We start from the raw sequence: 22,346 nt of genomic DNA on the forward strand, positions 1-22,346 counted from the left end.
CTTTTTAAGTGAGGCATTTTTTTTAAAATGATTTAATAGGTATCGTTAATATTTTTGTTAATTTAAAATTATGAATAAAAAAGGGAACTATTATAACTAATATCTGTTTTTTAAGTGATTATTATCGAAAAAAATATAGAAATAATAAAAACAGTTAAATAAACAATAAAACGTACCATGTTGTTTGTGTTTGATTACTACAATTTTACGCATAAAATAAAGGATTCTGTCTTTAAAAAATGTTAAATAATAGTGCTTTTTTTATGTTACATTTGTTGTAAAACTAACACACTATGCAAGAAAGACCCTTAATCTTGGTAACAAACGACGACGGAATTACCGCACCTGGTATTCGTATGTTGATAGAAATAATGAATAAAATTGGTGACGTAGTTGTTGTGGCACCCGATAGTCCGCAAAGCGGAATGGGACATGCAATTACGGTAGACAATGTTTTGCGCTGTAATCCTATTACAATTGACGACGGACCACAAATAGAATACAGTTGCTCTGGTACACCGGCTGATTGTGTGAAAATGGCAAAAAATGTGATTCTAAATCGTACGCCAGATTTATGTGTTTCAGGAATTAATCATGGTGCAAATTCATCAATTAATGTTCTTTACTCTGGTACGATGAGTGCTGCCGTAGAAGCAGGTATTGAAGGAATTCCTGCGATAGGTTTTTCGTTATTAGATTTTGATTGGCATGCCGATTTTAGAGCCGCTAAAAAATATATAGAAAAAATAGTACTGAATGTTTTATTAAACGGCTTGCCAGATGGCGTGGTGTTAAATGTAAATATTCCGAAGTTAAAAGAAGATGATATTAAAGGAATACGTGTTTGCCGCCAAGCAAATGGTTTTTGGAAAGAAAATTTCGATAAGCGTAAGAGTCCGTATGGTAAAGAATATTACTGGTTGTCTGGAGAGTTTGTAAACAGAGATAAAGGACAGGATACAGATATTTGGGCGTTAGAAAACGGATTTATTTCAATGGTTCCTGTGCATTTTGATATGACGGCACATCATGCAATTCAAAAATTAAACTCATGGGACATATAAGTAAAGAAGTTATAATTGGCGTTTTAACATCTGTAGGAGCAACTTTGTGTGGACTTTTTATTTACTTAGAGTTTATTTCGCTCGATACAATGGCAGAAACATTTAAAAAAGTAATTGAAGGCGGTGTTTTAGGACCTGTTTTGGCATTGGCTGCAATTCCTAATTTATTTGTTTTTTGGGTGTTTTTAAAAAAGAATCAAGATTATAGAGCAAGAGGAGTTTTAATGACAACAATCGTTGTTGCCTTAATAACCCTTGTTTTAAAACTTATATAACAATTACTATTCATGAAATATTACATTCTTGTAGGTGAAGCTTCGGGTGATTTACACGGCGCTAACTTGATGAAAGCTTTATTAAAAGAAGATCCATCCGCAGAAATTCGTTTTTGGGGTGGTGATTTAATGCAAGAAGTAGGAGGTACGCTTGTAAAGCACTATAAAGAACGTGCTTTTATGGGGTTTTTAGAAGTAGTAATAAATTTACGAACGATATTAGGCATGATGTCTTTCTGTAAAAAAGATATTGCCAATTTTAAGCCAGATGTATTAATTTTAATAGATAATTCAGGTTTTAATCTTCGGATAGCAAAATGGGCAAAAGAACAGGGTTTTAAAACCAATTATTACATTTCTCCACAAGTTTGGGCAAGTAGAGCAGGCAGGGTAAAAGATATAAAACGTGATGTTGATGCTATGTTTGTTATCCTTCCGTTTGAAAAGGAGTTTTATCAAAAATATAACTACGATGTGCATTTTGTAGGGCATCCGTTAATAGACGGAATTGCAGGTAGAAAACAAGTAAACGTAAAAAATTTTAGAGAGCAACATAATTTAGGGAACAAAGATATTATTGTTTTGTTACCTGGTAGTAGAAAGCAAGAAATAACAAAAATGTTATCCGTAATGCTTTCTTTAGTGGATGATTTTTCTGATTACCAATTTGTGGTTGCCGGAGCTCCGAGTCAGCCTTATGAGTTTTATAAAGAATTTATTAGAGATTCTAACGTTAAGTTTATTAACAATAAAACATACGACTTATTAAGTATTTCGCATGCAGCTTTAGTAGCATCAGGAACGGCAACTTTAGAAACAGCATTATTTAAAGTGCCGCAAGTAGTTTGTTATAAAGGAAGCAATATTTCATATCAAATAGCAAAACGAATTATTACTTTAAAATACATTTCGTTGGTGAATTTAATTATGGATAAAGAGGTGGTGACTGAATTGATTCAGAATGATTTTACCAAAAAGAATCTAGCAAAGGAACTAAAGCATATTTTAGAACCAAAACACCGAGAAGAATTGTTTTTGTCGTATTTCGATTTAGAACAAAAACTAGGAGGTAAAGGAGCCTCTGAAAAAACAGCGAAATTAATTGTAAGTGGATTGCAATAATGTATGTCTTCTCGAGCGCAGTCGAGAGATATAAAAATAGGTAGAATTAACTTTCGGCTGCGCTCGATTTGATAATAATATGATAAAAAAAACAATCTATATTATACTACTTTCTTTTTTAATGGTTTCATGCGGATCATCAAAAAATATAAGTACTTATAAAAAACCTAAAAAAGTAAAGAATAAATCAGCTAGTTCAATAAACAACCCAACAATTGCAGATAAAGTAGTTTGGACAGCGGTAACATATAAAGGGGTTCGTTATAAGTATGGAGGAATGACCAGAAGAGGTATGGATTGTTCTGGTTTAATCTATACGTCTTTCAAACAACGTAATGTTACCGTACCAAGAACATCTCGTGAAATGTACACTAAAAGCCGTGATATTTCTTTACGTAATGTAAAACGAGGAGATTTATTATTCTTTAAAACTTCTAGAAAAAGAGGTAAAGTTAATCACGTTGGTTTGGTAACATCCATAGAAAACGGTAATATTAAGTTTATACACTCAACAACTTCTCGTGGAGTTCTTGTTACTTCGTTGTATAATGATTACTGGAAAAAAGCATTTATAAAGGCAAAAAGAATTTTATAAGAAATGAACAAAAACCTGCTTTTATTTATTGTGATTATGGTGTTTATTATTTTTAGGTTTTCGATTCAAGGAAACGATAAAATAGCAAATACTAAAATTAATAAATTACTAGAAATAGCCAATTCGTATACGGGTGTTTCTTACAAAGCAGGTGGAACAACTAAAAACGGAATGGATTGTTCGGGGCTTGTAAATACATCGTTTAAACAAGTAGGTATTCAATTACCACGTTCATCAAAAGCGATGAGTGTTAAAGGGAAAGAAATTGCTTTAATTGATGTTAGAGTGGGGGATTTACTTTTTTTGATATAGCTCGTTTAAAAGGCAAAATAAACCATGTTGGTTTGGTAACTTTAATAGAGAATGATGAAATATTTTTTATGCATTCTACCACATCAAAAGGCGTAATCACTTCTTCAATGAAGGAAACTTATTGGGAAAATGAGTTTGTAAAAGCGACACGAGTATTGTAGTTTATATTATTTAGAAATTGTTAGTTATTATTATAAAAGTCTTTGTAATAAGCTAAGCCTACAATGATTCTTTTCACTTCCCAAGGTAATGTTTTTTCAAATTTAACTTCAATGTGATGCAAATTTTTATATACCTCATCATAACATTTTGCAGCTAATATTATTAACAATTCTAATTCATTCCAATATACGTCTTTAAGTACCTTGTTTGGTTGATTATGGGCATATACCTTGTCCCTTAAGTCTACCAATTTAGCTATAGTTGCTTCTGATTTTTGTATTTCTTTTTCTAAAAAATTAATAGATTTTATAATATCTTGTTTATGCTTATATCCATTGTTAGAATTCAAATTTTTTAAAAGTAGATTGTTTAAATCTGTATCATATCCTTCGTTTTTCAGTTTATTTAAAAGTTTGTTTATGTTGGTTTTTTGATTTTTACTCTTCCCAAAAAATTTGGAAAGTTGAATAATAGTTATAAATTTTAATTGATAAGTATAGTGCTTAAAAAAGCTGAGCTCTTTAATCGATTCTACAGTTTTAGTGCCTTCTTCCTTAATTAAATATTTAGAGCTATTAATTGAGATGTTTAAATCAATTATTATAAATTTTAGTTCTTTCAACCAATTATTTAATTCTTGTAGTTTCATTTATTAGCTTGTGAAAAATCATTTAGGACATGGATAGTATAGTTATCGAAAACCAGCCTAAAGCCAAAACAAAAAAGCAACCTCATTTGAGGTTGCTTTTTATAAAATTTATTATTGAAAGAATATTAATTTAATATATCCCACAATTTATCCTTCAGTTCTTGTAGTCCTAATTGTGCTACAGAGGAAATAAACAAAGCATCAATACCTTCTGGTAAATCTTGTTTAATTTCTTCTTTTAATTCGTCATCTAACATATCTGATTTAGAAATAGCTAACAAACGATCTTTGTCTAACAATTCAGGATTGTGTTTGCGTAATTCGTTTAACAGAATTTCATATTCCTTTTTAATGTCATCGCTATCCGCAGGAATTAAGAAAAGCAAGGTTGAGTTACGCTCAATATGACGTAAAAAATAATGCCCTAAACCTTTTCCTTCAGCCGCTCCTTCTATAATTCCAGGAATATCTGCTACCACAAAACTTTTATGATTACGGTGTTCTACAATACCTAAATTTGGTTTAAGGGTTGTAAAAGCATAATCTGCAATTTTTGGCTTTGCTGCTGTAATTACTGATAATAAAGTAGATTTACCTGCATTAGGAAAACCAACTAAACCAACATCAGCTAATAATTTAAGTTCTATTCGAAACCATCCATCTACACCATCAATACCAGGTTGTGCATAACGCGGAGCTTGGTTTGTAGATGATTTAAAGTGCCAGTTTCCACGACCACCTTTACCACCTTCTAATAATGTAATATCTTGATCATGGTGCGTAACTTCGTATAAAATTTCGTCAGTATCGGCATCGCGAATAATAGTTCCTAATGGTACAGGAACAATAATGTCTTTTGCATCATGCCCAGTACTTCGACTCGCACTACCATCACCACCCGGTTCTGCTCTAAAATGACGTTTAAATTTTAAGTAAAAAAGTGTCCACATACTTTTATCGCCACGTAAAATAATGTGACCTCCACGACCACCGTCACCTCCATCAGGTCCACCTTTAGTAATAAATTTCTCACGATGTAAGTGTACTGATCCTCGACCTCCTTTACCAGAAGATGCGTAGATTTTTATATAGTCAACAAAATTTCCTTCAGTCATTGTTTCTAAGTTGTTTTCTGTTTTTATTTAAACAGAACTAAGTTAATTGACGTCTATCCTATAAATGTTAATTTTGAAGCAATCTATTTAAAGATTCCTTCATTTCATTCGGAATGACGTGAGTCTTATAATGTATCAAACACGGTTGATAAACGTTGTGTAATCTCCTCAATAGAACCTACTCCGTTTACCCCGTAATAATTACCTTGTTCTTGGTAATAGTCTTTTAAAATAGCTGTTTTTGTATTGTATTCGTTAAAACGATTTCTAATTTTACTTTCATCAGTATCATCAGTTCTACCACTTGTTTTGCCTCTTTCTAATAAGCGATCAACTAATAAATCTTCAGAAACTTCTAAAGCAACCATACCGTTAATTCTTTCGTTCTTTTCACCTAAAAAAGTGTCTAAAGCCTCTGCTTGTGATTCTGTTCTAGGAAAACCATCAAAGATAAATCCGTTAGCATCTGCATTTCTTTCTACTTCCGCTTTTAACATATTAATGGTTACTTCATCCGGAACTAAATTTCCGTCATCCATATACGTTTTAGCAAGTAAGCCTAGTTCCGTTTTATTTTTGATATTGAAACGGAAAACATCACCAGTAGAAATATGAACTAAATTATATTTTTCTTTTAATAAATCGGCTTGTGTTCCTTTTCCGGCACCTGGAGGGCCAAATAATACGATGTTTTTCATTTTAGGTTGTGTTGTTAATTGGTAAATAGCAGGCAAGTTTCTACCATAGCCTTTGTAATCTAATCCGTAACCTACAATAAATTTATCTTCAATACTCTTTCCGATATAATTTATAGGCAACTCTTTTCGATATACATCTGGCTTGTAAAAAAGTGTTACTATTTTTAATTCTTTTATGTTTTTTGTTTTGAAGATTTCGTAAATCTCCTGTAATGTTGCGCCAGTATCAATAATATCTTCTAATATAATAACCGTACGGTTCGTTATATCTTCATTAATACCGATTAGTTTTTTTACATCATCTGTTGATGTTGTTCCTGCATAAGAAGCTAATTTTACAAAACTAATTTCACAATCGCCTTTGTATGCACGTAAAAAATCGGCAGTAAAAACAAAGCATCCGTTTAAAATACCAATAAATAGTGGCACTTCATCTTCAGGTAAATCTGCCCTTACTTGTTGTGCTAATTTTTTAGCAATCGTTGAGATTTCATTTGAAGAAATGAATTCTTTAAAGTATAAATCGTGGAGTTTTGTAATTTTCATCAGACTGCAAAGATAGTTGCTTGATTGTAAATGAAAAAACCGTTTTGAATAATATTCAAAACGGTTTTTGTAATCTATATAAGAATGTTACTCTTTGTCTTCTTTTTTAGAAGCATCAAACATAATTGGTGTTGCTACGAATAATGATGAATACGTACCTACAACTACACCTACTATTAATGCGAACATAAATCCTTTAATAGAATCTCCTCCGAAGAAAAAGATAGCTAACATTACTAATAATGTAGTTAAAGAGGTATTTATTGTTCTTCCTAAAGTGCTACTTAATGCTTTGTCTACTAAACCAGCAGTAAATGTTTTGCTTTCGCCTGCATATTCTCTAATTCTATCGAAAATTACCACGGTATCATTTAATGAGTATCCAACAACTGTTAAGATAGCTGCGATAAAAGATTGTCCGATTTCCATATCAAAAGGCATGAATTTGTAACAGATAGAAAATACTCCTAATACCACTAATACATCGTGAAATACTGCTGCTACTGCACCAATAGAGTAAGACATTTTTCTAAAACGTAATAAGATATATAAGAATACTACAAGTAATGAACCGATTACCGCCCATAATGCAGATTTTTTAATATCATCAGCAATGGTTGGCTCTACTTTCATGTAGCTCATAATTCCGCTACCAGCTTTTTCGAATCCAGGTTTAAAGTCTTCGTAAGAAGTTGTACCTAAATAAGATTTTAATCCGCTGTATAAAGCATTCTGAACTTGTTCATCAACCTCAGTACCTTCTTCATCAATTTTAAAAGCTGTAGTTATTTTTAATTGATTATCTGAACCGTAAGTTTTAACCTCAGGAGCAGCTTCAAAAGCACCTTGTAAAGAAGCAGCAACTTCAGTAGCGTTCATTGGCTGATCGAAACGAACAACATAAGAACGACCTCCTTTAAAATCTACTCCTTGTTTTAATCCTAAAGTAAAAATAGAAACTAAACCAGCAAGAATAAAGAATCCTGAAATGATGTAAGCTAACTTACGTTTCTTTAAGAATTCGATATTGATATTGTTAAACCAGTTTTTAGAAATATTTGTATTAAAAGTTAAGTTTGCTTTTTTATTTACTGATCCGTCTATTAATAAACGAGTAATAAAAATTGCAGTAAATAATGAAGTTGCAATACCTAACATTAAAGTATAAGCAAAACCTTTAATTGGTCCTGTACCAAATATAAATAAGATAAGACCTGTTAAGAAAGTGGTAATGTTTGCATCGATAATTGCAGATAAAGCTCCTTTAAAACTAAATCCTTCACTAACTGCTGTATCTAAACTTTTACCACCTCTTAAGGCTTCTTTAATTCTTTCGAAAATAATTACGTTTGCATCTACCGACATACCTATGGTTAAGATAATACCAGCAATACCAGGTAATGTTAATACCGCGTTAAACGACACCAACCATCCGAAGATAAATAAGATGTTTACTAATAAAGCAATGTTTGCATATAAACCAGCTTTACCATAATATAAAATCATCCATATTAAGATTAATAAGATTGCTAATCCGAATGACCAGATACTTGCATCAATAGATTCTTGACCTAATGATGGACCAACAACTTCCATTTGAATAATTCTTGCAGGAGCAGGTAATTTACCAGCTTTTAATACTGTAGAAATATCTTGTGCTTCTGTAACACTCATTGTCCCTCCAGAAATCTGAGTACTTCCTCCAGGAATTACACCGTTTACAACAGGTGCAGTATATACATAATCATCTAAAACAACAGCTACAAATTTACCAACATTTTCGCCAGTCATTTTCGCCCATTTTTTGGTACCACTAGCATTCATTAACATTGAAACAACTGGCTTACTTAGCTCATCATAATCTTGTTTTGCGTCAGCTATTACATCCCCATCAATAGCTGGTTTGTCGTTTCTGTTAGATTTTATGGCATATAAACCAATAATCTCAGAAGTTCCATCAGCACCTGTTTTTGCTTTGTAATCCCATAAGAACTTAACATACTTTAAATTTGTAGGTAACAAAGCTCTTACACTCTTATTAGCAAGTAAACTGTTTACTTTAGCTGTATCTTGTACTCTAGCTTCTGCAACTAAAGAGCTCATTTGTTGTTGATTTTGAGCTACACGAGGATATAAATAAGTAAATAAGTTTTTTTGATTGTCAACTTTAGTTGAATCAGCAGATGCACCTAATAAATCATCGATGTCATCAGTTTTTGTAGAATCTTTAACTTTTTCAGTAGTTGAATCATCTTTTAAGATTTCAGCAACCTTTGCATTTGCAGCAAAGAAAAAGTTTTGAACTTCAGCATTGGTATATACTTCCCAAAACTGTAATTCAGCAGTACTTGTAATTAATTTAGTAACACGTTCTATATCTTTAGCTCCTGCTAATTCAATTTGAATTCTACCAGAGTTACCAATACGTTGTATGTTTGGTTGTGTTACCCCAAATTTATCAATACGACTACGTAGTACTTCAAAAGAAGTATTGATAGATGTATTAATTTCTTCTTGAAGAACAACTTTTACTTCAGCATTCGTTTTATTAAAGTCGATTTTTTCACGTAAAGACTTTGTTCCGAATATTGCAGGGTCACTTAATTTAACGGTTCCGTTACTTAATGTTTCGAATTCGCTAAAAAATAAATCTAAGTAATTATCTTGACTTGCTTTTTGAGCTTCGTTAGCTTTTTCTAAAGCTTCTCTAAAAACGCTGTTATTAGAGTTATTTGCTAAAGCAACTAAAATATCTTTTACAGATACTTGTAAAATAGCATTTATACCTCCTTTTAAGTCTAAACCAAGGTTCATTTCACGCTCCTTAATGTCGTTATAAGAGTACTCAGCAACGCCTAAATTTACTATTTTATCGTTAGCAACACTGTCAAGATATTTTCTCTCAAATCTAGCTAACTCTCTACCGTTGTTATCTTTAACGTTTTCCTTTGCATATACTTTAGCGCTATCTTCTACTTTATTAGCAAAAAATGTAAACGACAGTTGGTACAAGCTTACTAATCCGAAAAGGACAGCAAATAATTTAATAAGACCTTTGTTCTGCATCTATAATAGTTTAATTCGAGTTCTTTTTTAAAACGTGCAAATATAGTATTTCAAAAAAGATTTGCCAATTCTTTTATCATATTTATCTGAATCTACCAAGTTTAGTTATATAAAGCTAATAAATGTCAGTTTTTGTAGGGATTATATTATGTACATTTACTTTCTCGATTTATAAATAATCAATAACTAAAAATAAAAAAATAAGCTATGGCACATTTAAGCGATATAGAGATAGCGCAAGCAAAAGATTTACAACATATTAAGTATATAGCCAATAAGCTAAAAGTAGAAGAAGATGATTTAGAAATGTATGGTAAATATAAGGCTAAATTGCCTTTACATTTAATTGATGAAGATAAAATAAAAGAGAATAATTTAGTTTTAGTAACTGCCTTAACGCCTACACCTGCAGGAGAAGGTAAAACCACAGTTTCTATCGGGTTAACCGAAGGATTGAATAAGATAGGTAAACAAGCTATTGTAGTTTTAAGAGAGCCTTCGTTAGGGCCGGTATTCGGAATTAAAGGTGGTGCTGCCGGAGGTGGTTATTCACAAGTAGTGCCAATGGAAGATATCAATTTGCATTTTACGGGTGATTTTAACGCCATTGAAAAAGCAAATAATTTATTATCGGCTTTGATAGATAATAATTTACAAAGCCAAACGAATAATTTAAATATAGATCCGCGTACTATTTTATGGAAACGTGTTATTGATATGAACGATCGTGCATTGCGTCAAATTACGATTGGTTTAGGCGGAACAGCAAACGGTATTCCTCGTGAAGATGGTTTTAATATTACGCCAGCATCCGAAGTAATGGCAATACTTTGTATGGCGATGAATTTTGATGATTTAAAAAAGCGATTAGGTAATATATTTATCGGATTTACTTTTGATAAAAAGCCTGTTTTTGCTGCTGATTTAAATGCACAAGACGCCATGGCTATTTTACTAAAAGATGCTATTAAACCAAACCTAGTACAAACGCTAGAAGAGAACCCTGCAATTATTCATGGAGGGCCTTTTGCAAACATAGCACAAGGAACAAATACAATTATTGCTACTAAAATGGGATTGTCATTGTCTAATTATGTGGTTACCGAAGCGGGTTTTGGAGCCGATTTAGGAGCAGAGAAGTTTTTAAATATTAAATCTGCATACGCAGGATTAAATCCGAAGTGTGTTGTGTTGGTTGCAACTATTAGAGCATTGCGCCATCATGGTGGAGCTAAGAAAGAAGAATATAATACTTTTAACTTGGAGAAAGTTAAAGACGGGTTTAAAAATCTTGAAAAACATATAGAAAATATTCGCAAGTTCAATATCGAGCCAGTAGTTGCAATCAATTCATTTATTTCTGACTCTGATGAAGAGGTTAGTTTTGTAATTGCTGCTTGTAAAAAACTAGGTGTTGAAGCTGTAGTTTCAGAAGGTTGGGAAAAAGGAGGAGAAGGAACCAAAAACTTAGCAAAAGCAGTGGTTAATGTGGTTGAAAATAGAGCAACACAATTTAAACCTTTATATGATTGGAAAAGTCCTGTAAAAGATAAAATAGAAAAGATTGCAAAAGAAATTTATGGTGCAGATGCTGTTACTTATGATAAAAAAGCAGAATTGAATTTAAGAAGAATTGATAGATTAGGGTTTAATGATTTTGCGGTTTGTATGGCAAAAACCCAAAAATCTTTTTCTGATGATGATAAGTTGATAGGAAGACCAGAGGGTTTTACCATTAATGTTCGTGAAATAGAGATTGCAGCAGGGGCACAATTTGTAATTCCTATTTTAGGTAAAATGATGCGTATGCCAGGTTTACCGGCAACACCAGCTTCGGAGAATATGAGTATCGATAGTAATGGCGTAATTTCTGGGTTGTCATAAAATAAGCCTCAATTAAAAACAACAAACCCCGAGTTATTTAACTCGGGGTTTGTTAAGCCTTTTGTCTCGTACTAATATATTGTTACGTTTAGTTTATGTATTTAGATAGCTGCTCTTTAGAGTTGCTAAAAATAAAGTTGTTTGAGCCCTGATAAATTTTTGCATTTAAATACTTAACTCTAGATTCATCAATGCTTATGGATTCAAATACTGAATTACTAATTTCATAATCTATTTGAATAGAAAGACCAGGGCTTATAGGGTAATAATAGAGTAGGTTATCTACAGATCCATCTTCTTTTTCATCAATTAGATTTATTATTGGCTGATCACTTGTAATAAAATCAATGTCAGATTTATTTATTAGAAGTTTAAAGTTTAATTTTTTCTCGAATACTAATTTATTAGCCATTTGAATTGCGAAAATCATTGAAATTACATTGCTGTATTTATTAGGTAAAGAAGTTTTTTCAAAACGGTTTTTCATCTCTTTCGTTCTGTTATGTTGGATGCACAAGTAAATCATTACTTTTAAAAGCTCTTTTTTGTTTTTTAAAAAGAACAAATCCTCCAACCTTTTAACATTAATTATTTTTTTTCCATAATTTTCAAAGTCTGAGTGAATGTCTTCAATAAAATTGTTTTTAATAATTTTTAGTTCTTCTTCTTTTATATTAGTGTTATTTCTTTTAATGTCTGAATAGATATTAAAAGCTGAAAGAATACTAATATTAACTTCTAAAGAATATTCATCTGATATTTGATGTGTAATTCTTATTAAGTCTTTTTTTTCTTTTTTAGTAAATTCTTCTGAAGAATAGTAGTAAAGCTCTTGAGCTATTTTTTTTAAATTTGGTTTAGCAACTTTATTGTTTCTTTTAAAATAAGTATAAATTAAATCATCTTTCGTTGCCCAGGCTCTTAAATACTCTTTCCAAACATAATGATGTTTTCTTTTTATATCTGTCATTTGTATTACTTTAAAATAGTTTTATAAAATACATGTTTTAATGTAATTTTAGCTAGATGTAAATATAAAACAACAAACCCCGAGTTATTTAACTCGGGGTTTGTTGTTTTATATCGGGTTAAAAAATTAATTCACACCACGTTGTTTGTTAATTTCATCTTGTAACTGACGTCTTAATTTTTGTTCTTTACTAATAGAGCTTCTTTTGTACTGTTCAAATTCATGCTCAACATCAACTAATAAATCTTTTGTTTCTTTTGTAATAGAGTAGCTTCCGTTAAACTTAAAAATAAAAAAAGCCAATCCAATAAGTAAACCACCAATAATACTCCAAAGAATAGTATTATAGGTTGCTTTATTTAAAGGTATTCCTAAAAAAGAAATAGCATCTTCTTTTTCAAGAGATACAGATAAATTACCTTTTAATGTTGTAATTTCTTCTTTTAAAGAATTAGAGTTTTTTAATTGTTCGTTTATTTTAAGCTGCTTTGTAATTACATCTTTCTTTATAGCAGAAACACTATCAAGTATGTTTTTTTGAAAACTCATAAATTGAGTTCTTTTAATCATTTTGTACTCTTGCCAATTGTTAGATAATCTGTAAATTTTTGTAAACTGATTTTCTATAGTATTAGGCAAAGAATCTACTTGACTTTTAGATAAACGACCTTGTGCCGCAATGTTTTGTGTTATGATAATTAAAAATAGAATTCTTAAAGTTTTCATAGATGAGAATTTTATGTAAATATTGAATATAATAGGTTTAAAAAAACCCAAACGTTTAAGTTTGGGTTTTTAGTATAAGCAAGTATATGAAACTTATTTTACTTTTTCTACAATGGCCTTAAAAGCTTCTGGGTTGTTCATAGCTAAATCGGCTAAAACCTTACGGTTTAATTCGATACTATTAGCTTTAACTTTCCCCATAAACTGAGAGTAAGACATTCCATACTGACGAGCTCCTGCGTTAATACGCTGAATCCATAATGAACGGAAGTTTCTCTTATTGTTTTTACGGTCACGATAAGCATATGTCATCGCTTTTTCTACCGCATTCTTTGCTACTGTGTAAACGTTTTTACGTCTTCCAAAGTAACCTTTTGCTGCCTTCAAGATTTTTTTTCTTCTTTTTCTTGAGGCTACTGAATTTACTGATCTTGGCATAATTCAAATGGTTTTTTGTAGTAGGCGATCGAATATCGATACTTAATTGGGCCTAACTCCATGGTTAATAATTAAATTCCCTGGCTAACAGATTAGTTTAAAATATTATTTTAAAACTAATTGTTGCTTAATGTTTGCTACATCAGACTTGTGTACTAATGTTGCGTGTCTTAAAGCAAGCTTACGTTTTTTAGACTTCTTTGTTAAGATATGACTTTTAAACGCGTGCTTTCTTTTGATCTTTCCAGAACCAGTTATCTTGAAACGTTTCTTGGCACTAGACTTTGTTTTAATTTTAGGCATCTTTGTTTTTTAGTTTATCTTGCTTATATATTATGAACGATTTTTAGTTTACTTACTCTTTTTAGGAGCTATAAACATAATCATACGTTTTCCTTCTAACTTAGGCATTTGCTCTACCTTACCGTAATCTTCTAATTCTTGAGCTAATTTTAATAATAAAATTTGCCCTTGTTCTTTAAAAACAATCGAACGTCCTTTGAAGAAAACAAATGCTTTCAACTTTGCACCGTCTTGTAAAAACTTAATTGCATGTTTCTTTTTAAACTCATAATCATGCTCATCAGTTTGAGGTCCGAAACGAATCTCTTTTACAATAACTTTAGTTGCTTTTGATTTTAAAGCTTTATCACGTTTTTTCTGTTCGTATAAAAACTTTTTATAATCAATAACTTTACAAACAGGAGGTACGGCTTTAGGTGAAATTTCAACTAAATCTAACTCTTGCTCACGTGCTATTTCTTTGGCTTTTTCCAAAGCATAAACACCAACTTCGATGTTTTCGCCAACAAGACGAACTTCCTCAACATATTTAATTTTATCATTAATTCTATGTTGATCTTCTTTGATTACTCTGAGCGGTCTACGTCCGCCTCTTCTTCTAATTGCTATGACCTATATATTTAAATTATTATTTATTTTTTAGTTTCCAAAAGGAACCAATACTTCACTAACTTCTTTTTGTATTAGAGATATAAATTCTTCTATTGTAAATGTTCCTATATCTCCTTCTCCGTGTTTTCTTACAGATACCGTGCCATCTTGTTCTTCCTTTTCACCAACAATTACCATAAACGGAATTTTGCTTACTTCAGCGTCACGAATCTTTCTTCCAGTTTTCTCACTTCGGTTATCTACCAGGGCGCGAATTTCGGAATTTTCTAACAAAGTTAAAACTTTTTTAGTATATTTTTGATATTTCTCACTGATTGGCAGTATAATAACCTGCTCTGGCGTTAACCAAAGAGGAAAATTACCCCCTGTATGCTCTAATAACACAGCAATAAATCGTTCCATCGAGCCAAAAGGTGCGCGGTGAATCATCACCGGACGATGTAATTCGTTGTCACTTCCTTTGTAGTTTAAGTCAAAACGTTCTGGTAAATTATAATCAACCTGAATAGTTCCAAGTTGCCAACTTCTACCTAAAGCATCTTTTACCATAAAGTCTAATTTCGGACCGTAAAAGGCAGCTTCACCTTCTTCAATAACAAAATCTAAACCTTTATCTGTTGCTGCATTTATAATTGCTTGTTCAGCTAGTTCCCATGTTTTAACATCACCTATATATTTATCAGGATTCGACATGTCTCTTATAGAAACCTGCGCGGTAAAGTCCTCAAAACCTAAAGATTTAAATACATAAAGTACTAAATCAATTACATCTTTAAATTCTTGATCTAATTGATCTGGTGTACAAAAAATATGAGCATCATCCTGTGTAAAACCTCTTACACGGGTTAATCCATGTAATTCTCCACTTTGTTCGTACCTGTAAACAGTTCCGAATTCAGCAAAACGTTTTGGTAAATCTTTATAAGAATGAGGTTTAAAGTTGTAAACTTCACAGTGATGTGGGCAATTCATAGGCTTTAATAAAAACTCTTCATCCATTTTAGGAGTTTTTATAGGCTGAAAACTATCTTCACCATATTTAGCATAATGACCAGAAGTAACATATAGTTCTTTTTGTCCGATATGCGGAGTCATTACCATTTCGTAACCAGCTTTCTTTTGAGCCTTCTTTAAAAACTCTTCTAAGCGATTTCGTAAAGCAGCTCCTTTAGGTAACCACAAAGGTAAACCAGCTCCTACTTTCTGAGAGAACGTAAATAACTCTAATTCTTTACCTAGTTTTCTATGATCACGTTTTTTAGCCTCTTCCAATATCTCTAAATACTCCGTAAGCATTTTTTGTTTCGGAAAAGAGATCCCATATATACGAGTTAATTGCTTGTTTTTTTCATCACCTCTCCAATAAGCACCAGCAACACTCATCACTTTAATGGCTTTTAGTATTCCTGTGTTAGGAACATGTCCACCTCTACATAAATCAGTGAAATCACTATGGTCACAAAAAGTAATGTCACCGTCAGTTAAATTTTCAATTAATTCAACTTTATATTCATTTCCTTCTTCTTTATAGTAGGCTAGGGCATCTGCTTTAGAAATAGAACGTAATTTAAACTCATGCTTTCCTCTAGCAAATTCTAAAAACTTTTTTTCAATAGCAGAGAAATCCTTATCAGAAATAGTTCCCTCTCCTAAATCAACGTCATAATAAAAACCATTATCAATTGCTGGTCCTATTGTTAATTTAGCATTTGGGTGAAACTCTAGGATAGCCTGAGCTAACACGTGCGCAGAAGAATGCCAAAAAGCCTTCTTACCACCTTCGTCATTAAAGGTATATAGTATTAAAGAACCATCTGTCGTAAGCGGAGTGGAGGTTTCGAAAGTGGTACCATTAAAATTTGCAGAAATAACATTTCTAGCAAACCCTTCACTTATACTTTTAGCAACATCCATTGATGTGCTGTTTGTTTCAAATTCTTTGACGCTTCCGTCAGGTAAAGTAATTTTAATCATTATATATAGGTTATGTTTAATTCCCTTACAAGTGAGAATTTTCAAAAGACAAAGATATTGCAAAACCATTTTTAATACAATATATATGAGTGCTATTTTTATGGCGTGTCAATTTCTATAAAATTGTCGGGCTTTCACTACTCGCTTTTTTACCAAAAAAGGTAAAAAGAGCTCAAACAAGTCGTTCAATCCCTCACGCGAAAATCAAATCAATAGTACACTACTAAAATATGGGATTAATATTAGAGTTAAGTGTTTAAGGAACAGGGTAAAAAAAATACTTAAAAGAAAAGGATAAAAAGGTAGTTGTTATGTTGAAAAAGGAATCTATATTTGCACCCGCTAAGGGAAAAACGAGTGCTACAGAGCATGAGTGAGATGCTTTAAAAGGTCATAAAAAATACTGGTTAAGATAGTTTTAATAAAGTGTAAAAAATAAGTTAAATATTACTTGTTTAGTACAGATTGAAGAGAGTATTTTTGCAGTCCGATTTAAGGTAAGTAGTTCATTAAAATGTTGTAAAAATAAACTTAAAAAAAGCTTCAAAAAGTTTTGTCAGTTTTGGAAAAGTTTATAGATTTGCAACCGCTTTAAGAAAGCGAAACGATCAGAGAAATTTTGGAATGATTTATTAAGTAAAAATCAGTTAGTTCGAATCTAGCATTTCTACAAGAAGGTTGAGTTAAAGAGGTGAGGTAATACTTGTCATTGGCGACTCGCCAAGTTCATTGAAAATATTGAGATTGACAGCGTAAATAAAGAGTAGAATAACCACGTTCTAATTCGTTAGAACAAATTCTTTTGAAACTTATTCATTAATATTATTTAAAATATACAATGAAGAGTTTGATCCTGGCTCAGGATGAACGCTAGCGGCAGGCTTAACACATGCAAGTCGAGGGGTAACATTGTGCTTGCACAGATGACGACCGGCGAACGGGTGCGTAACGCGTATAGAATCTGCCTTGTACAGGAGGATAGCCTTTAGAAATGAAGATTAACACTCCATAATGTATAGAAGAGGCATCTCTTTTATATTAAATATTTATAGGTACAAGATGACTATGCGTCCTATTAGCTAGATGGTAAGGTAACGGCTTACCATGGCAACGATAGGTAGGGGGTCTGAGAGGATTATCCCCCACACTGGTACTGAGACACGGACCAGACTCCTACGGGAGGCAGCAGTGAGGAATATTGGTCAATGGAGGCAACTCTGAACCAGCCATGCCGCGTGCAGGATGACTGCCCTATGGGTTGTAAACTGCTTTTATACAGGAAGAAACCGTGCTACGTGTAGCACCTTGACGGTACTGTAAGAATAAGGACCGGCTAACTCCGTGCCAGCAGCCGCGGTAATACGGAGGGTCCAAGCGTTATCCGGAATCATTGGGTTTAAAGGGTCCGCAGGCGGTCAATTAAGTCAGAGGTGAAAGCCCATCGCTCAACGATGGAACTGCCTTTGATACTGGTTGACTTGAGTTATACGGAAGTAGATAGAATAAGTAGTGTAGCGGTGAAATGCATAGATATTACTTAGAATACCGATTGCGAAGGCAGTCTACTACGTATATACTGACGCTCATGGACGAAAGCGTGGGGAGCGAACAGGATTAGATACCCTGGTAGTCCACGCCGTAAACGATGGATACTAGTTGTTGGGTTTCGACTCAGTGACTAAGCGAAAGTGATAAGTATCCCACCTGGGGAGTACGGTCGCAAGACTGAAACTCAAAGGAATTGACGGGGGCCCGCACAAGCGGTGGAGCATGTGGTTTAATTCGATGATACGCGAGGAACCTTACCAGGGCTTAAATGTAGATTGACAGGACTAGAGATAGTTTTTCCTTCGGGCAATTTACAAGGTGCTGCATGGTTGTCGTCAGCTCGTGCCGTGAGGTGTCAGGTTAAGTCCTATAACGAGCGCAACCCCTATTGTTAGTTGCTAACAGGTAATGCTGAGGACTCTAGCGAGACTGCCGGTGCAAACCGTGAGGAAGGTGGGGATGACGTCAAATCATCACGGCCCTTACGTCCTGGGCTACACACGTGCTACAATGGTATGGACAATGAGCAGCCACTATGCGAATAGGAGCGAATCTATAAACCATATCACAGTTCGGATCGGAGTCTGCAACTCGACTCCGTGAAGCTGGAATCGCTAGTAATCGGATATCAGCCATGATCCGGTGAATACGTTCCCGGGCCTTGTACACACCGCCCGTCAAGCCATGGAAGCTGGGGGTGCCTGAAGTTCGTTACCGAGAGGAGCGACCTAGGGTAAAACTGGTAACTAGGGCTAAGTCGTAACAAGGTAGCCGTACCGGAAGGTGCGGCTGGAACACCTCCTTTCTAGAGAAAGATGGTGAGTTACAAAAGGGAATTTTTACTCTTTGCTGTTAATTTTAAAATATACTAATAACAAGCTATTATAGTCTCATAGCTCAGCTGGTTAGAGCGCTACACTGATAATGTAGAGGTCGGCAGTTCGAGTCTGCCTGAGACTACAAAAAGGCAAGTTATTAGAAAGGAAATTCTAGAAGTTGACGTAATTAATGATTTAATTACAAATCACTACTTACTAACTACTAGTAATGGGGGATTAGCTCAGTTGGCTAGAGCGCTTGCCTTGCACGCAAGAGGTCATCGGTTCGACTCCGATATTCTCCACCAGGTAGCACCTGGAGGCAATTTTAAATAATTGTTTCAGAGTGTTATGTGAATCCAGCTGATAAAATACTTATCAGTCGCGATTCGCGACGTTCATTGACATATTGGTAAAATGATATCGTAAAGAAATCAAGATAGAGAGTTAATTGAAAGATTAACACAATATTTTTTATAAAAATAATTATAAAGAGCTCGTTCTAAATAGAGATATTTAGAGCAAAAAGTACAATAAGCTAAATAAGGGCGTATGGCGGATGCCTAGGCTTTCAGAGGCGATGAAGGACGCGATAAGCTGCGATAAGTAACGGGGAGAAGCACATATTTTATGATCCGTTAATTTCCGAATGGGGCAACCCGGTATGTTGAAGACATATCACCTCGTAAGAGGGGCAAACCCGGTGAACTGAAACATCTAAGTAACCGGAGGAAGAGAAAACAATAGTGATTCCGTTAGTAGTGGCGAGCGAACGCGGATTAGCCCAAACCAATACTGTTACGGCAGTATTGGGGTTGTAGGGCTGCGACATTAGAATCTAAGTGAACTAGAATTGTCTGGAAAGACAAACCGAAGAGAGTGATAGTCTCGTATAGGTAAGCGAAGAAGATATAGCAGTACCCTGAGTAGTGCGGGACACGAGTAATCCTGTATGAATCCACCGGGACCATCCGGTAAGGCTAAATACTCCTGAAAGACCGATAGTGAACTAGTACCGTGAGGGAAAGGTGAAAAGAACCCTAAGTAAGGGAGTGAAATAGAACCTGAAACCGTACGCCTACAAGCGGTCGGAGCACATTTACTGTGTGACGGCGTGCCTTTTGCATAATGAGCCTACGAGTTACTGTTACTAGCAAGGTTAAGGATTTAAGGTCCGGAGCCGAAGCGAAAGCGAGTCTGAATAGGGCGACCATAGTTAGTAGTAGTAGACGCGAAACCGAGTGATCTACCCATGGGCAGGTTGAAGCTGTAGTAACATACAGTGGAGGACCGAACCAGTTGACGTTGAAAAGTCTTTGGATGACCTGTGGGTAGGGGTGAAAGGCCAATCAAACTCGGAAATAGCTCGTACTCCCCGAAATGCATTTAGGTGCAGCGTTGAGCGAAAATTTTATAGAGGTAGAGCTACTGATTGGATGCGGGGGCTTCACCGCCTACCAATTCCTGACAAACTCCGAATGCTATAAAATGTTACTCAGCAGTGAGGGCATGGGTGCTAAGGTCCATGTCCGAGAGGGAAAGAACCCAGACCATCAGCTAAGGTCCCCAAATATATGTTAAGTTGAACTAACGAGGTGAAACTGCTTAGACAGCTAGGATGTTGGCTTGGAAGCAGCCATTCATTTAAAGAGTGCGTAACAGCTCACTAGTCGAGCGGTTTTGCATGGATAATAATCGGGCATAAACATATTACCGAAGCTATGGATTTACGTTGAAAGACACGTAAGTGGTAGGGGAGCATTCTATTTGCGCCGAAGGTGTACTGTAAGGTATGCTGGAGCGGATAGAAAAGAAAATGTAGGCATAAGTAACGATAAAGGGGGCGAGAAACCCCCTCACCGAAAGACTAAGGTTTCCTCAGCGATGCTAATCAGCTGAGGGTTAGTCGGGTCCTAAGGCGAATCCGAAGGGAGTAGTCGATGGATAACAGGTTAATATTCCTGTACTTCTTATAATTGCGATGGGGTGACGGAGTATTGAAAGCACCGCGAACTGACGGAATAGTTCGTTGAAACATGTAGGTATTAGGACTGTAGGTAAATCCGCAGATCTAGCTGAAGTGTGATAGTACAACAAATCTTCGGATGCGTTGATAGTGTGCCTAAAAGCTTCCAAGAAAAACCTCTAAGCTTCAGATTATAAGAACCCGTACCGTAAACCGACACAGGTAGTTGGGATGAGAATTCTAAGGTGCTCGAGTGATTCATGGCTAAGGAACTAGGCAAAATCGACCCGTAACTTCGGGAGAAGGGTCGCCCATCTTCGGATGGGCCGCAGTGAAAAGGTCCAGGCGACTGTTTATCAAAAACACAGGGCTTTGCTAAATTGAAAGATGATGTATAAGGCCTGACACCTGCCCGGTGCTGGAAGGTTAAGTGGAGTTGTTAGCCTTTGGCGAAGCAATGAAATGAAGCCCCAGTAAACGGCGGCCGTAACTATAACGGTCCTAAGGTAGCGAAATTCCTTGTCGGGTAAGTTCCGACCTGCACGAATGGTGCAACGATCTGGACACTGTCTCAGCCATGAGCTCGGTGAAATTGTAGTATCGGTGAAGATGCCGATTACCCGCAGCGGGACGAAAAGACCCCGTGAACCTTTACTATAGCTTCGTATTGGTTTTGGATAAGTAATGTGTAGGATAGGTGGGAGACTATGAAGCGGCGTCGCTAGGCGTTGTGGAGTTGTCCTTGAAATACCACCCTTTGCTTATCTAGAGTCTAACTCAGCAATGAGAACAGTGCGTGGTGGGTAGTTTGACTGGGGTGGTCGCCTCCAAAAGAGTAACGGAGGCTTCTAAAGGTTCCCTCAGCACGTTTGGTAACCGTGCGTAGAGTGCAATGGCATAAGGGAGCTTGACTGAGAGACATACAGGTCGATCAGGTACGAAAGTAGAGCATAGTGATCCGGTGGTTCCGCATGGAAGGGCCATCGCTCAAAGGATAAAAGGTACTCCGGGGATAACAGGCTGATCTCCCCCAAGAGCTCACATCGACGGGGGGGTTTGGCACCTCGATGTCGGCTCGTCACATCCTGGGGCTGGAGAAGGTCCCAAGGGTTGGGCTGTTCGCCCATTAAAGTGGCACGCGAGCTGGGTTCAGAACGTCGTGAGACAGTTCGGTCTCTATCTGCTGTGGGCGTTAGAAATTTGAGTGGATTTGACTTTAGTACGAGAGGACCGAGTTGAACTAACCTCTGGTGTATCTGTTGTTCCGCCAGGAGCACTGCAGAGTAGCTACGTTGGGAAGGGATAAGCGCTGAAAGCATATAAGCGCGAAACCCACCACAAGATGAGATTTCTTTAAAGGGTCGTGGAAGATTACCACGTTGATAGGATACAGGTGTAAAGGCAGTAATGTCATAGCCGAGTATTACTAATAACCCATAGGCTTATGTATAGTTCCCGACTTTCGGGTCGGGACGCAAACTCTTTTGATAATTTACGATATGA

The 22,346-nt window shown here is 35.0% G+C and carries 15 protein-coding genes, 2 tRNA genes, 2 rRNA genes and 1 pseudogene; 10 read left to right on the forward strand and 10 right to left on the reverse strand.

The features are described from left to right. Nucleotides 1-293: 293 nt before the first annotated feature. From surE to H0I30_RS13105, 5 genes and pseudogenes are all read left to right on the forward strand, one after another. Nucleotides 294-1,064, forward strand: coding sequence for a 5'/3'-nucleotidase SurE (gene surE, locus H0I30_RS12855; RefSeq protein ID WP_218772257.1), 771 nt, complete (start codon nucleotides 294-296; stop codon nucleotides 1,062-1,064). Continuing rightward, on the forward strand, nucleotides 1,052-1,339 hold the full coding sequence (locus tag H0I30_RS12860; RefSeq protein ID WP_218772258.1) for a hypothetical protein: 288 nt from the start codon (nucleotides 1,052-1,054) through the stop codon (nucleotides 1,337-1,339). The genes surE and H0I30_RS12860 overlap by 13 nt, the downstream gene beginning before the upstream one ends. Before the next feature lie 12 nt (nucleotides 1,340-1,351). After that, entirely contained in the window at nucleotides 1,352-2,461 is a 1,110-nt protein-coding gene (gene lpxB / locus H0I30_RS12865) for a lipid-A-disaccharide synthase (protein WP_218772259.1), read from the forward strand. Nucleotides 2,462-2,540: 79 nt separating this feature from the next. After that, complete coding sequence (locus H0I30_RS12870) at nucleotides 2,541-3,056, forward strand: C40 family peptidase (protein ID WP_218772260.1); 516 nt, start codon at nucleotides 2,541-2,543, stop codon at nucleotides 3,054-3,056. Nucleotides 3,057-3,227: 171 nt separating this feature from the next. Next, a pseudogene (locus H0I30_RS13105) lies at nucleotides 3,228-3,529 on the forward strand (C40 family peptidase). A 20-nt stretch (nucleotides 3,530-3,549) separates the two neighbouring features. On the opposite strand, the gene H0I30_RS12885 reads toward H0I30_RS13105, so the two are convergent. The 4 genes from H0I30_RS12885 to secDF form a co-directional block, all read right to left on the reverse strand. After that, nucleotides 3,550-4,179 (reverse strand): hypothetical protein, encoded by a 630-nt coding sequence (locus H0I30_RS12885; RefSeq protein WP_218772262.1) that lies wholly within the window; start codon nucleotides 4,177-4,179, stop codon nucleotides 3,550-3,552. Nucleotides 4,180-4,304: 125 nt separating this feature from the next. Next, entirely contained in the window at nucleotides 4,305-5,294 is a 990-nt protein-coding gene (gene obgE, locus H0I30_RS12890; protein ID WP_218772263.1) for a GTPase ObgE, read from the reverse strand. A gap of 125 nt (nucleotides 5,295-5,419) precedes the next feature. Further along, nucleotides 5,420-6,538: an adenylate kinase gene (locus H0I30_RS12895; protein WP_218772264.1), complete on the reverse strand. Its 1,119-nt coding sequence runs from the start codon at nucleotides 6,536-6,538 to the stop codon at nucleotides 5,420-5,422. 87 nt (nucleotides 6,539-6,625) lie between these two features. Beyond that, complete coding sequence (gene secDF / locus H0I30_RS12900; protein ID WP_218772265.1) at nucleotides 6,626-9,604, reverse strand: protein translocase subunit SecDF; 2,979 nt, start codon at nucleotides 9,602-9,604, stop codon at nucleotides 6,626-6,628. A gap of 207 nt (nucleotides 9,605-9,811) precedes the next feature. Between secDF and H0I30_RS12905 the strand changes: the two genes are divergently transcribed. After that, nucleotides 9,812-11,488, forward strand: coding sequence for a formate--tetrahydrofolate ligase (locus H0I30_RS12905; protein WP_218772266.1), 1,677 nt, complete (start codon nucleotides 9,812-9,814; stop codon nucleotides 11,486-11,488). A gap of 88 nt (nucleotides 11,489-11,576) precedes the next feature. Here H0I30_RS12905 and H0I30_RS12910 read toward each other — a convergent pair whose 3' ends face one another. The 6 genes from H0I30_RS12910 to thrS form a co-directional block, all read right to left on the reverse strand. Next, nucleotides 11,577-12,458, reverse strand: coding sequence for a DUF4238 domain-containing protein (locus H0I30_RS12910; protein WP_218772267.1), 882 nt, complete (start codon nucleotides 12,456-12,458; stop codon nucleotides 11,577-11,579). A 126-nt stretch (nucleotides 12,459-12,584) separates the two neighbouring features. Continuing rightward, nucleotides 12,585-13,184: a hypothetical protein gene (locus tag H0I30_RS12915; protein WP_218772268.1), complete on the reverse strand. Its 600-nt coding sequence runs from the start codon at nucleotides 13,182-13,184 to the stop codon at nucleotides 12,585-12,587. Between the two features lie 93 nt (nucleotides 13,185-13,277). Then, nucleotides 13,278-13,622 carry a 50S ribosomal protein L20 gene (rplT, locus tag H0I30_RS12920; protein WP_218772269.1) on the reverse strand — a complete coding sequence of 115 codons (345 nt, stop codon included), beginning with the start codon at nucleotides 13,620-13,622 and terminating at the stop codon, nucleotides 13,278-13,280. Between the two features lie 105 nt (nucleotides 13,623-13,727). After that, the gene (gene rpmI / locus H0I30_RS12925; protein ID WP_028887164.1) at nucleotides 13,728-13,925 is read right to left on the reverse strand and encodes a 50S ribosomal protein L35; all 198 of its coding nucleotides are present in this window, start codon (nucleotides 13,923-13,925) and stop codon (nucleotides 13,728-13,730) included. A 48-nt stretch (nucleotides 13,926-13,973) separates the two neighbouring features. Beyond that, the gene (infC, locus tag H0I30_RS12930) at nucleotides 13,974-14,492 is read right to left on the reverse strand and encodes a translation initiation factor IF-3 (RefSeq protein ID WP_255555931.1); all 519 of its coding nucleotides are present in this window, start codon (nucleotides 14,490-14,492) and stop codon (nucleotides 13,974-13,976) included. A 72-nt stretch (nucleotides 14,493-14,564) separates the two neighbouring features. Next, on the reverse strand, nucleotides 14,565-16,511 hold the full coding sequence (gene thrS, locus H0I30_RS12935) for a threonine--tRNA ligase (RefSeq protein ID WP_218772270.1): 1,947 nt from the start codon (nucleotides 16,509-16,511) through the stop codon (nucleotides 14,565-14,567). A gap of 835 nt (nucleotides 16,512-17,346) precedes the next feature. Here thrS and H0I30_RS12940 point away from each other — a divergent pair. The 4 genes from H0I30_RS12940 to H0I30_RS12955 all read left to right on the forward strand — a co-directional run bounded on the left by H0I30_RS12940 (nucleotide 17,347) and on the right by H0I30_RS12955 (nucleotide 22,293). Then, nucleotides 17,347-18,864 (forward strand): 16S ribosomal RNA (locus H0I30_RS12940). Nucleotides 18,865-18,945: 81 nt separating this feature from the next. Beyond that, nucleotides 18,946-19,019: transfer RNA gene (locus tag H0I30_RS12945), tRNA-Ile, on the forward strand. An 89-nt stretch (nucleotides 19,020-19,108) separates the two neighbouring features. Further along, a tRNA-Ala gene (locus H0I30_RS12950) sits at nucleotides 19,109-19,185 on the forward strand. A gap of 223 nt (nucleotides 19,186-19,408) precedes the next feature. Beyond that, nucleotides 19,409-22,293: ribosomal RNA gene (locus tag H0I30_RS12955) — 23S ribosomal RNA — on the forward strand. Together the 16S and 23S rRNA genes with 2 tRNA genes alongside form the textbook arrangement of a ribosomal RNA operon. The last annotated feature ends 53 nt before the right edge of the window (nucleotides 22,294-22,346 follow it).

Origin of the sequence: Tenacibaculum sp. AHE14PA (assembly GCF_019278465.1) — a bacterium.
In the GTDB taxonomy this organism is placed as follows: Bacteria; Bacteroidota; Bacteroidia; order Flavobacteriales; family Flavobacteriaceae; genus Polaribacter; species Polaribacter bernardetii.